Raw genomic sequence first — 11,754 nt, 5'->3', positions numbered from 1 at the left:
GCCTTCTGATTTAGGAGAGAACCGAAAGTGTTTGCCACGTCGGTCATTCGGAAGCTGGCGATCAGTGAGGAGATGCTGGCCGAAACCCACAATTTCGTGGGCCTCGCCGCACACGTCACCGGTCCGGTCGACATCGATTTGCTCTCGGAGGCCTACGAGGCGCTGCTGGAGGCGCATCCGATCCTCACCGGGCGCCTGGAGCGCCTGCCCGACGGGCGCCACCAGTTCGTCACCGACGACCTGATGCCCGACGGCATCGAGGTCATCGAACTCGACGGGCCCGACGCGCAGCCACCCGCCCCGCACTTCGACCAGACGGAGTCGCTGGTGGCGATGCGGGTGATCATCCGCGACGGGCAGGCCCAGCCGACGCTGTACGTGCACCATGCCGTCGCCGACGGCCACCACATGTATGCGCTGATCGAAGAGATGCTGTCCTTCTACACCGACCTGGTCACCACCGGCCGGATCGGTGCGATCAACGTCGAACCCGCTCCGCTGTCCATCGAGGCGGTGCTGGCCGATCGGGGGATCGAGAAGCAGCAGCGCTCCGGGATCGAGCGGTTCATGCCGGCGCTGTTCGCCTACGACCTACCGCCCACCCGGCGGGCCGTCGGACAGGAGACGCCGTCGTCGCCGGTGCTGGTGCCGATGGCGTCGTGCCGGCTGACCGAAAGCCAGACCGACAACGTGGTCGCGTTCGGCCGGGCCCACGACCTCAGCCTGCACGCGGTGCTGTCGGCCGCGGTTTTGATCGCCGAATGGCAGCTGCGCGGCAAGCTGAGTATCCCGGTGCCCTACGTCTACACCGTTGACTTGAGATACTTTCTGTCACCGCCGGTTTCGGCCACCGGATGCACCAACCCGATCGGGCTGGCCACCTACCTCGCCGAGGTCGACGCCAAGACCGACCTGGTCGAGATGGCTCGCGACATCGCCACGAACTTCCAGAAGGACCTCGACGAAGGCGTGATCCAACAGTCCCGGTTGCACTTCAGCCCGCAGTACGTGGGAAACCCGCCGGGCTTGCCCGACGTCGTCGTACTGAGCAACAACGGTCTGGTTCCCCCGGTGCGGACACCACCGGGGGTAGAGGTGACCACCACACACGGCGAGCTGTATTTCGCGGTGAGCGCCGGTATCGACATCTACTTCACCCAGATCTTCTCCGGGCAGCTCAACATCGAATACCACTCCCACGGGCCGGCGCCGGAGCGCTCGGTGGAGGCGATTCGCGCGCTGCTGTGCGATATCGCCGATCAGCACGCCGCCGGCGTCAGCTGACCGGGCCGAAGGCGTAGCGGTGGTACTGCAGCATTCCGCGCAGCGGCCGCACCGCCCGAGCCAGGCGGCTGGAACGCCGGAACCCGGCCGGGACCCGACTGAAGGTCTCCGCATCGAAGAAATTCGCCGCCGCCAGCAGCCGAATGCCGGTGACCTTGTCCAGAATGTCGCTGGGATCGTTGACGGCCCAGTGCAGGGTGGCGCCGGACTGTCGCTGCAACCGATGGGTCTTCTGGGTCTTGATCCCGAACCAGTTGTAGAAGTCGATCTGCAGTTCGCCGGCCGGGAATCGGTCGACGATGCTCTGCAGCAGTGCCACACCGTCGGCCTCGGACAGGTACATGCTGATGCCCTCGGCCAGCAGCAGGACCGGGCGATCGGTGGGAATATCGTCGAGCCACGACGGGTCGGTCGCCGACGTCGCCACCAGGTGGTAACCCGGCCGGTCGGGGTAAACCTGCTTGCGCAGCGCGATCACCGGTGGCTGGTCGACGTCGTACCAGGCCACCTCGGGCCCTGGATCGATCCGGAAGACCCGGGCGTCCATACCGCAGCCGAGGTGAATGACGGTCGCATCCGGGTGGCTGGCCAGGAACTGGCGCGCCCAGATGTCGTACTGGGCGGTTCGCACCGTCACCAGGGGAGCCCAGCGGCCGGGAGCCTTAAGGGCATCCCAGTCGAAGTCGATGCGCTCGACCGCCTCTCTGGCGTACCGATCACCCAGCACGGGGGAGTCGAAATCGGCGTCGAGTGCCTTGAGGTAGAGCGTCGTCAGCATGGTTGCCGCGGCGCCGTGCAGGTCGACGGGGATCTTGTCTGCCACGTCGGCGAGCCTAATACGCTTGACGGGCAGTCGATGCACCGCACGGTCGGACCCGGCGGTTCAGCGAGGCTCGACGGAGGAGAGCCGAAGCTGGGACCGCCGCATGAACCCGGCGGTTCAGCGAGGCTCGACGGAGGAGAGCCGAAGCTGGGACCGCCGCATGAACCCGGCGGTTCAGCGAGGCTCGACGGAGGAGAGCCGAAGCTGGGACCGTCGCATGAACCCGGCGGTTCAGCGAGGCTCGACGGAGGAGAGCCGAAGCTGGGACCGTCGCATGAATCAGGAGGCACAGATGGCTGTTGAGTCCAGCGAGCGGAGCGGGCGAGCGCCGCGGATCCTGTTGTTGTACTACAGCTTCTCCGGGCAGTCCCTCAAGGTCCTCGAGGCCGCCGGCGAGGTGTTCGCACAGCGGGGCTGCGAGGTGGTCAAAGCAGGTATCGAATTCACCGACCCGCACTACTCCCAGCGTTTCGCGCAGTTCCCGCTGCGCCGGGTGTGGCCGGACATGCTCAGCGTGCTCAAGGCGCAGCAGCGGGGCGAGACGGGGGAGATCCGCACTCCCGACGCGGTGCGCGACGGTGAGTACGACTTGATCTGCATCGGCTCGCCGACCTGGTGGAAAGCGCCCGCCATGCCGATCAGGTCGTTCCTGAAATCGGATGACGCACGCAAGCTGCTGGACGGCAAGCCGTTCGTGGTGTTCACCGTATGCCGCGAGTTCTGGCAGGAGAACTACGCCGAGGTGTGCCGGCTGGGCGAGGAATGCGGCGGTCGCTATCAGGACGAGATTCACCTCACCTATCCCGGCGACCCGCTGCGCTCGATGCTTGCGTTGACCAGCTACCTGGGCAGCGGCCGCTACCGGGAGCGCTACCTGGGGCTGCGCCTGCCGCCCACCAACGTCCAGCCCGAGCAGCTCGACAAGGTCCGCAAGTTCGCCGCCGGCCTGGTGAGCCGGTTGTTCGGCAAATGAGGCAAATGAGAGGCCAGCAGTCATGCCCCGTTCCTTTGAGGTGACATTCGCCTCGCCTGCATCCGTCGAGCAGGTACACGGTGCCTTCGGGGACCGCTCCTATTGGCTGGCCCGGCTTGAGGCCTTTGGCGGAAGCAAGACCCTCGATTCCCTGGACGTCGACACGGCCGGCCGGGTTCAGGTAGTGGTGACCGAGGACCTGCGCCACGGCGCGTTACCCGGCATGTTGGCCAAGGTGTATCGGGGTGACCTCAACATCGTCACCACCGAGGTGTGGACGCCGGCCGGCGACGGCCGGGTCGATGGCGAGATCGCCGTCGCGGTGACCGGCGCCCCAGGGTCGGGCACCGGAGCCGCGGTGCTCGAGCGCGACGGCACCGGCTCGAGGCTGGCGCTGACTGGCACGATCCGGTTCAAAGTGCCATTAGTGGGTGGTCCAATTGAGACCTTCCTTGCCCGTGAATTCGCGCAAGGTATTCCGGAGATCCAACGCTTCACCACGACCTGGCTGGGTGAAAATGCCTGAATCCAAGTTCACTTACACTCACGTGCCGACAACGGCCGAGGCGTTGGCCCGGCTGGACATGCCGCTGGCGGAGGCCATGATGACCCAGCGCGCGATACGCAGGGTGTACTCCGATCCGGTCGATGACGCGGTGGTGCTCAAGTGCATCGAGCTGGCGCTGCGCGCCCCCACCGGAAATGACGGACAGAACTGGGAATTCATCGTCGTGAAGGACCGCCGCGTCAAGGAAGAATTGGCGAAACGTTATCGGCAGGCGTGGAAAATTCAGCGCGACGTGGTATTGCGGCGAAAAATCAAGACCGATGAATCGATCGCCGGTATTGCACGGGCAATGGAGTGGCAGATCGACCATTTCGCCGAACTGCCGGTGTTGGTGGTGGCCTGCCTGCGGCTGGGGGCCCGGGAGGGCCGACTGCCGGTGGTGCGCATGCCGCACATCGCGGAATCCGCCTACTGGGGATCGATCTACCCGAGCGTGCAGAACCTGCTTCTCGCTGCCCGTGCGATGGGCTTGGGAGCGTCTCTGATCACCCTTCCGCTGTGGAATCAGCGTGCGGTGCGGCGCATCCTGCGACTGCCGCACGCGGTCACGCCCTGTTGCATCGTGCCGCTCGGTTGGCCCCGTGGTCGCTACGGCCCGACCACCCGCAAGCCGGTCGGCGAGGTCGCTCATCTCAACGGCTATGGCGATCTCGCGTGGCGAGATAGCTGAATGCGAGCTTTTGATCAGCCTTTGCGCAAGATTACGTGGAACTGAGCGGAAAACATTCCCCAAGTGATGTAAGTTAATCACTGCTCGCTTAGACACCACGGCTGCGGCACCTATATGCTGTCACGGTCCGTGGGGGACTATGAGGGGGATGTGTGATTAATGGGGGGACGCGTCAGCGTCGGTACACAACGGGCGGAGCGCATCGAGCGGTGCCGCAGCGACGATTCGCGATTGCCGGGGGCCCGGCGGCCATCCCGCAGCGCCGATCCGCGACTGCCGGCGCGCATCGTGCGGTGCCACAGCGTCGATCCGCGACTGCCGGTACCCGCCTGACGGCGCCCCAGCGCCGGTACGCGACAGCTGGAGCCGCCGTCGCCGCTGCGACGGCCGTGGCAGCGGTTACCCCGGTCTCGCCGGTCGCGCCCTGGATTCCGAATCTGACCGCCGCCGAGCGGGCGGTGCAGCTGGCGGCTGAGGCTTCATTCCTCAACATTCCGTTCAACCTGTTCCAGGATTTCGTCAACATCCCGTACAACGAGGTGCAGGCCACCAACGTCCTGGCGAACTCGTTCTTCTTCACCGGCAACTGGTTCACCCCGAGTGCCACCAATATCTGGGGTGAGGACCCGGGCGACCCGGGCCACTTCATGGCGATCATGGACTTCATGCTTCCGTTCGCCCCGCAGCTCTCCGGTGCCTTCGACCCGGCGATCGATCCGGATGCGTTGGCCAACGGCACGGCGGGCTGGGGCCAGCAGTTCGCGATGTTCGCCGCGGCCCTGTTGCCGATCAGCGCGTCGTGTGACTCGATCCAGTGTTACCCGATGTCTCCGGTCGAGCCGATCACCGGGATCACCGGCTTGGACGCGACGTTGAACTTCTTCCTGAAGTTCACCAATTTCCCTAACGACGACAATCAGCTGGACCTGTTCAAGTACTGGCTCAAGGTGCCGATCCAGGACATGTTGAACGGCTACAAGTTCCCGGACAGCCCGTGGAGTGACCCCGACAACCCGACCTCCGGCGGCATCGCCAACCCGGATGCCGGCGTGGGTGAGGGCGGGGCCGTGCCGGGCTCACCGATGGACGCGGTCCCGGGCAGCGAGGCCCAGCCCGGGTTCGGCTACCCGGGCACGCATCCGCTCCTCAATCCCGACGGCAGCGTCTACCTCGACGACTACGGCAACCAGGTCAATCTGATGCCGTGGGCGGGCCTGACCTTCAAGCTGGACCCGTTCGGGCCCCTCGGGCGGTGGTTTGACAGCCTGATGCAGCCGGTCGACTGGAGCGTCAACGGCGACGACCCGCTCACCGGCTTCCACTTCGGTAGTTCCGACGACGTCTTCCAGGCCATGAAGGCGCTGATCGCCGGAATGGTGGTCGACTTCAACCCGTACGTCGCCGGCAGCCCGCTGTGCCCGGGACTGTGCAACATGCCGCCGATCGCCCCGCCGTGGGGAGTGACCAGCCTGGACCTCGTCAAGTCGATCCAGGCCATCGGCGCCCCCAACCCACTGATCCAGCAGTGGATCGACCTGACCGAGCAGACAGGGGAGAACGCCGTCGGCAATGCCAACGGCGGGACCGACGAGCAGATCCTGGCCGGTATCTCTGCTCTGCAGACCGGGATGTTCACCTTCGACGCGGACACCCACAACCAGATCATCGACATGCTCGCGGACATCAACCCCTATCTGCCGGCCCTGGCCGTCAATGGCGGGATCTTGACCGACCCGGGCCTGCTGGGGCCGTGGCCGATCAACCCCGAGACCGGTTACTACATGCCGCCGACTTGGAACCCCGACCTGCCGCTGGACGAGCAGGAGATCGGTGACTTCGGCGGCAAGAATTCGCTGCTGCTCTGGGACGATTTCCTGCGGTTCCTCGACCCGAGCGGCGGACTCGTCACCGATCTCGACGCGCTGTGGAGCGAGCTCGCGAGCTGGTTCCCCTTCTAGATCGACTCCGCGTCAGCGCGACCTCACGGCAGCCCGGCCAGTTCACACGGCCGGGCTGCCGTGCGTTTCGGGGCGCTAGCGCCTCGATTGCCCGATCGTTCTCATGCCAAATACAGCGTCTACATCGATTGCCGACATGTGACTCTCGATTTGCGCTCAGGTAACACTTTGGTAGATTGCATGAACCGTACGCGGCCGAGCCGCGTTGGTACTTACTTTAGCGTGTTGGAGGAAATCGGGATGGTTGCAGCCTTGCGTTCGTACTTTTCCGCGGGGCTGGCTGTCACCACCGCTGGACTCATCGCCGTCGCTCCGGGGGCGCCCGCGCTTCCAGAGCTGCCCACGGTGCACTTGGATCCGCAGCTCAGCGCCGGCGAATCACTGTTGAACGTTCCGCTGAACCTGTTCCAGGCACTGGTCAACATTCCGGCGAACGAGATCCACGCGATGGACACGCTGGCGAAGTCGCTGTTCTACAGCGGCCCGTGGATGGCCGGAAGTCCGACGAACGCCTGGGGCGAGGACCCCGGCGACATGGGGCACTTCGAGGGCATCCTTCAGATGATGTTCCCGTTCCCGGAGATCTCCGGCGCCGGTCATGAAGGGGACCGACTCTTCCCCGGCCTCGGACAGCAGCTGTCCATGCTGGCCAATGTTCAGATTCCGATCGATCTGAGCTGTGCGGGTCTGGACTGCCTGCCGGCCATGCCGACCAGCCCGCTCACCGGCTTCACCTGGATCGACCAGTCCCTCTGGAGCGTGCTGATCGCTCTGGGCCTGCAGAATTTCCCGCTGATCCAGAACTGGTTCCAGATCCCGTTCTCGGACATGACGGACGGCAACGAGTTCTACTTCGACCCCAACGGGCCAGGCATGGTCAACATCGGCTACGCCAATGACATGTACTACTGGGAGGGCACTCGCACCCTGGCGGAACTGGGGCTGAACCCCGAGGACTACCCCAATATCGACCCGGACGCCCCACTGATGCCATGGGCGGGCAGCTACTACGCGATGGACTTCAGTACGCCGTTCGTCAACTTCTTCGACAGCCTGATGCAGCCGTTCGACGTCGACAAGTTCAACCTGCCAGACCCGATCGAGTTCGCGCGCACACTGCAGTCGCTGATCGCCTCATCCCTGCTGGCCTTCAACCCGTTCATCCCGGGCAGCCCGCTATGTCCCGGGCCGTGCCTGCTTCCCGAGCCCGGCGGCAACATCTTCAACCCCGAGGACTGGAACACCCCCAGCTTCTACTGGCTGGTGAAGATCGTGGACGACCTGTGGCCGGGCAACCCCGTCATCGGCGAATGGATGGACGCCTACGACGAGGGCACCGCTAACATCTCCAACCCAGAGATGATCGACACGCAGGCGTGGTTGTGGCGCCTGGGCACCGTGTTGCTCGACATCAAGAACCCGCTGCCGCCCGACCCGGTCATCGACACCACCGGTTTCCTGCCCACACCCGAGCAGCTTCAGGCCTTCTTCGGTGATTACTGGTACAACATCTTCGACAACTCCGGGATCATCGGGCCCTTCGACATCCAGGGTCTGTGGGACGCCATCTTCAACGTCACCCCGGAGTAGGGGCTCGCAGCGCCCACAGGCCAGCCGGTATCCAACGGCCTTGGGCGGCTTGAGATTCGGCGACGCCCAGCGGTAGCGGCGTATCTGCGTGCTAGGTGCCGATCAGACCCGACAGGTCCGGCAGGTAGGGGTAGAGGTCCGGCAGCGCGGACTGCGGCAGCAGACCCAAGTCGACCTGTGCGGCCGTCCAGCCCTGCTCGACACCGAGTTGGAGATTCTGCGACACCAGGTCCCAGTCGATACTCGGCATGCCCCACGACATCGGGGTGACGATATCGGCGGGATCAGAGCGGTCATAGCCCAGGTCGATCAGCACCCGCAGCGCGGGCTGAATCAAGTCGGCCATCGCCGGCCCGAACAACGGGAACTGTCGCACCGACTCGAGCAGCGGCAGGTTCATGGTCGGGATCAGGTAGATCGATGTGTCACCGTCATACCCCTCGGACATCGGAAGCTTCACCGCGTCAGCCATCGCGCTCGGGTCCCAAGAGCTGGGGTAGCCGGTGATCAGGTACGGATGCAGATAGAGGTAGCCCATCATCGAATTCGCCAGCGCCAGCAGATTCAACGGATACTTCGGGAAGTCGGTGGCGCCGCTGTACTCGAAGTTGTAGATGTCGGTGGTGTACGGCGTATCGACGGGGGTGGGCGGGAGGCTGCCGAAGTCGAGCGGAAAGCGGGTAAAGATACCGCCGTTGGGCGAGTTCAGATCCTCGACCAGCACGAAATGCAGATTCGCCGGGTCAGGTACGCCCGCGCCGGCCTGGGCGAGGTCGATCATGGCTTGAGTGGCGATCGCCGTGGTCGAGGAGACGCCGAACACCGTCACCGGCCCGTCCTCCAGGTGACGCGCAATGTCCTGGTTCAGGGTCTTGGCGGCGTCGAGAAGGCTCTGTTGGTAATCGGAGGGATTCAGCGGTTCGACGACCGGGGTGTAACCCGGATACACCGACTGCCCCGGAAACGGATTGGCGGGATTGATGAACAGGTCCATCACCCGTTGGTCGTAGACCGCCCCGGGATCGGGCGTCAGGACGTAGCCCATGATCAACGCCGTGCCGTTGCTCTCCCCAAAAGCGAACGATGCGTTGAACATCGAGGTCAGCCCCATCAGGCCGGCACAGCCCCCGGCCAAAACACCGGCCGTCAACCATCGATAGCTGGAATGCGTCATCTGATCCCCCATTTATCTCAGACACATGCTCGTGTCAGCGTACACAGGAGTTTGACCCAGCGCGCGCCGAGGTGCCCAAACCCTAGGCATACCCATAGGCGCTGGTCGGCCGGCGCGGGTTTGCTGGCCGCAGACGCCACGGGAGATAGGCTGAGCCCGTGGCTCTTCCAGCTCCCGGCGACGACCGCGCAGCGATAGTCACCGGCGCGTCATCGGGGATCGGTGCGGCGATGGCACGCGAGCTCGCGCGGCGCGGCCACCAGCTGATTCTGGTCGCGCGCAGCGCCGACCGCTTGCACGCCCTGGCCGATGAACTGAGCGCGCTACACCTGCCACCGGTACACGTGCTGCCCACGGACCTGGCCAACCCGACCGAGCGAGCCGCAATGCCGGGTCGGATCGCCGATCTCGGCTTGGTGCCGGATGTGCTGGTCAACAACGCCGGTGTGGCCATGGTGGGGCTGGTCGCGAAGACGGAGCCGGAACGGCAACTGGGCCTGATCGAGATTGACGTGGCCGCTGTCGTCGACCTGTGCACCCGGTTCCTACCGGGCATGGTCGCGCGGGGACGCGGCGCCGTGCTGAATGTGTCATCGGTTGCCGCGTTCGGCCCGCTGCCGGGCCAGGCCAGTTACGGCGCCGCCAAAGCCTTCGTGGCGTCGTACACCGAAAGTTTGCGGAGCGAACTGCGGGGCACCGGTGTCACCGCCACCGTGTTGTGCCCGGGACCGGTGGACACCGGATTGGATGTCGCGGCCGGGTTCCGGGCGGGTGAGCGCAGGCGGGTGCTGCCCGCAGTGATGTGGAAGTCCGTGGACCAGGTTGCCCGGGCGGCCGTCGACGGCATGGCCGCAGGGCGGGGCCGGGTGACGCCGGGATGGGCGAATCGGCTGCTCGTGGGCGTCTACCGTGTCGTGCCGCACGGCCCGCTGCTACCGTTGCTGGCACGGCGCACGCCACTGTCGACGCGTAAAGCCGGGACGGGGAAGGCCGGGCTATCGTCGAAGTCAGTCAGGGGCAGGTCGCTGGACAGGGGGAGCAGTGTCGTGCTTGAGGTGATCGATAAGGGCTGCGTCAGCGAGGCCCATCCTGTTCCTTTGCTGTTCGTCCACGGTGCGTGGCACGCCGCGTGGTGCTGGGACGAGAATTTCCTCGGATATTTCGCCGATCTCGGCTACCGCGCGCTGGCAGTCAGTTTCCGCGGCCACGGCAGCAGCACCAACGACAAGCCGCTGCGAACCTGCAGTGTCGAGGACTACGTCCAAGATGTCCGATCGGTCGCCGACGAGCTGCCGGTCCCTCCGGTGGTGATCGGTCACTCGATGGGCGGGCTGATCGTGCAGAAGTACCTGGAGAGCCGGCCGGCGCCGGCCGGGGTCCTGATGGCCTCGATTCCCCCGCAGGGCAATTACGGGTCGAGTCTGCGTTGGCTGCGCAATCGGCCGTGGCACGCCATCAAGATGGCAGTCACCGGAAAGGCGCTGCCCTACATCAACACACCGGAGCTGGCCCGGGAGAAGTTCTTCTCCGAGACCACCCCGGAGCACGCTGTGCTGGAATGCGCGGCACGGCTTCAGGAGGACAGCGCGCGAGTCAGCGTCGACTGCTTGATGCTCAACCTGCCACGTCCGAAGCGGGTGAACACGCCCCTGCTGGTGCTGGGCGCCGAAGAGGACGGTGCGCACACCTGCAAAGAGGTGCAGGCCACCGCACATGCCTACGGCACCGAGGCCGAGTTCTTTCCAGGCATGGGCCACAACATGATGCTCGAACCGGGCTGGGAGGCCGTGGCCGAACGCATTCACCGCTGGCTCGGTGCCCGCGGACTGTAAGGCCCGTCTACAGAGTCGTCGGGCCTGATCGGCCCGCCGCCTAGTCCTTGGTGAAGTGGTACAGGCGGTAGACGAACTCGCCGTTCTTCAGGGCGCCGTTGAAGGTCCAGTCGGTCGCGGCGCTGGCGAAGCGGGCCAGACCGCCGTGGTGGGCGATCATGTCCTGCTTGCGGGCCAAGTTCTTCTCGTTTCCGCGCAACACGTCCATGCTGATGTCCTCTTGCACCACCAGCCGCAACCCGGTGGCGGCCAGCTCGGCGTCCCACTGGGCCAACTCACTGCGGCGGCGGAAATCGGTGTAGAGGAAGTGCCCGCCGGGGGCCAGCACCCGTGCCGCGCCGTTGAAGAAGCGTGCCGGGTGCGGGTACAGGTGCGATGCCTCCACCTGGAACACCACGTCGAACGAGCCGTCCTCGAAGGGCAGGTTCTCGGCGTCGCCCTGCACGAAGTCCATCCCGGGCAGCTGGTGGCGCTCCCGGCAGAACTCGATGGCGGTCTCGTTGAGGTCCAGGCCGGTGTAGGAGGCGGGCTTGAAGGTGCGGGCCACATAGGACGCGCCGCCCCCGTGACCACAGCTCACCTCAAGCACCTTCTTGCCGGCCAGATCAGCCAGGGCGGCGGTGCGGTGGTACTGCTGGATGAAGAACCGGTTGGGCTCGTCGGAAGGCTCCAGCGGCACCGCCATCGGCGGGTCCTCTTCGTAGCCGTAGTTGAGGAACAACCAGTCGTCGCCGCTGAGCATCTTGGTCTGGGTAGAGAACCGCTTGGTCACGAACGACGTGAACAACAGGTGGTAGACGAACGGGTTCGTCATGACGCGGTGGGATACCGGATTGAAGATCAGGCGGTTCATCGTGACCATCGAAAAAGTATCTCACGATT

At 65.2% G+C, this 11,754-nt stretch carries 10 protein-coding genes and 1 pseudogene; 8 read left to right on the top strand and 3 right to left on the bottom strand.

The window, feature by feature from the left end; translation table 11 throughout:
* The first annotated feature begins 27 nt into the window (after window positions 1-27).
* Window positions 28-1,284, top strand: coding sequence for a phthiocerol/phthiodiolone dimycocerosyl transferase family protein (locus tag ABW16_RS04655; protein WP_047317958.1), 1,257 nt, complete (start codon window positions 28-30; stop codon window positions 1,282-1,284).
* Here ABW16_RS04655 and ABW16_RS04650 read toward each other — a convergent pair.
* Window positions 1,277-2,107 (bottom strand): class I SAM-dependent methyltransferase, encoded by an 831-nt coding sequence (locus tag ABW16_RS04650; RefSeq protein WP_047317957.1) that lies wholly within the window; start codon window positions 2,105-2,107, stop codon window positions 1,277-1,279. The two genes, ABW16_RS04655 and ABW16_RS04650, sit on opposite strands and share 8 nt — an antisense overlap.
* 292 nt (window positions 2,108-2,399) lie before the next feature.
* On the opposite strand from ABW16_RS04650, the gene ABW16_RS04645 reads away from it, so the two are divergent.
* From ABW16_RS04645 to ABW16_RS04625, 5 genes are all read left to right on the top strand, one after another.
* Window positions 2,400-3,080, top strand: coding sequence for a flavodoxin family protein (locus ABW16_RS04645; protein WP_047318125.1), 681 nt, complete (start codon window positions 2,400-2,402; stop codon window positions 3,078-3,080).
* 22 nt (window positions 3,081-3,102) lie between these two features.
* Window positions 3,103-3,606 (top strand): DUF2505 domain-containing protein, encoded by a 504-nt coding sequence (locus tag ABW16_RS04640; RefSeq protein ID WP_047317956.1) that lies wholly within the window; start codon window positions 3,103-3,105, stop codon window positions 3,604-3,606.
* Window positions 3,599-4,318, top strand: coding sequence for a nitroreductase family protein (locus tag ABW16_RS04635; protein WP_047317955.1), 720 nt, complete (start codon window positions 3,599-3,601; stop codon window positions 4,316-4,318). Before ABW16_RS04640 ends, ABW16_RS04635 begins: the two co-directional genes overlap by 8 nt.
* Before the next feature lie 389 nt (window positions 4,319-4,707).
* Window positions 4,708-6,276, top strand: a complete 1,569-nt coding sequence (locus ABW16_RS04630; protein ID WP_052956788.1) for a hypothetical protein — start codon at window positions 4,708-4,710, stop codon at window positions 6,274-6,276.
* A 240-nt stretch (window positions 6,277-6,516) separates the two neighbouring features.
* Window positions 6,517-7,866 (top strand): hypothetical protein, encoded by a 1,350-nt coding sequence (locus ABW16_RS04625; RefSeq protein WP_047318124.1) that lies wholly within the window; start codon window positions 6,517-6,519, stop codon window positions 7,864-7,866.
* A 91-nt stretch (window positions 7,867-7,957) separates the two neighbouring features.
* Here the strand turns inward: ABW16_RS04625 and ABW16_RS04620 are convergent, their stop codons facing one another.
* Entirely contained in the window at window positions 7,958-9,040 is a 1,083-nt protein-coding gene (locus tag ABW16_RS04620) for a PE-PPE domain-containing protein (protein ID WP_230987101.1), read from the bottom strand.
* A gap of 158 nt (window positions 9,041-9,198) precedes the next feature.
* On the opposite strand from ABW16_RS04620, the pseudogene ABW16_RS04615 reads away from it, so the two are divergent.
* Both ABW16_RS04615 and ABW16_RS04610 read left to right on the top strand, forming a co-directional pair.
* Window positions 9,199-9,999: pseudogene (locus ABW16_RS04615) on the top strand (SDR family NAD(P)-dependent oxidoreductase); the annotation flags it as partial.
* Between the two features lie 87 nt (window positions 10,000-10,086).
* On the top strand, window positions 10,087-10,872 hold the full coding sequence (locus tag ABW16_RS04610; RefSeq protein ID WP_047318122.1) for an alpha/beta hydrolase: 786 nt from the start codon (window positions 10,087-10,089) through the stop codon (window positions 10,870-10,872).
* 40 nt (window positions 10,873-10,912) lie between these two features.
* Here ABW16_RS04610 and ABW16_RS04605 read toward each other — a convergent pair whose 3' ends face one another.
* Entirely contained in the window at window positions 10,913-11,725 is an 813-nt protein-coding gene (locus tag ABW16_RS04605; RefSeq protein ID WP_047317952.1) for a phthiotriol/phenolphthiotriol dimycocerosates methyltransferase, read from the bottom strand.
* Window positions 11,726-11,754: the final 29 nt, after the last annotated feature.

Source organism: Mycolicibacter heraklionensis, from assembly GCF_001021505.1.
GTDB classification, from domain to species: Bacteria; Actinomycetota; Actinomycetes; order Mycobacteriales; family Mycobacteriaceae; genus Mycobacterium; species Mycobacterium heraklionense.
Note: the sequence above shows the minus strand (reverse complement) of the source record. Positions and strands in the feature narration are given on the sequence as shown.

What these genes read in the sequence shown, in the direction of transcription:
- ABW16_RS04645 (WP_047318125.1), top strand. Translation starts at nt 2,400, where the DNA reads ATGGCTGTTGAGTCCAGCGAGCGGAGCGGGCGAGCGCCGCGGATCCTG.
- ABW16_RS04640 (WP_047317956.1), top strand. Translation starts at nt 3,103, where the DNA reads ATGCCCCGTTCCTTTGAGGTGACATTCGCCTCGCCTGCATCCGTCGAG.
- ABW16_RS04635 (WP_047317955.1), top strand. Translation starts at nt 3,599, where the DNA reads ATGCCTGAATCCAAGTTCACTTACACTCACGTGCCGACAACGGCCGAG.
- ABW16_RS04625 (WP_047318124.1), top strand. Translation starts at nt 6,517, where the DNA reads ATGGTTGCAGCCTTGCGTTCGTACTTTTCCGCGGGGCTGGCTGTCACC.
- ABW16_RS04620 (WP_230987101.1), bottom strand. Translation starts at nt 9,040, where the DNA reads ATGACGCATTCCAGCTATCGATGGTTGACGGCCGGTGTTTTGGCCGGG.
- ABW16_RS04605 (WP_047317952.1), bottom strand. Translation starts at nt 11,725, where the DNA reads ATGAACCGCCTGATCTTCAATCCGGTATCCCACCGCGTCATGACGAAC.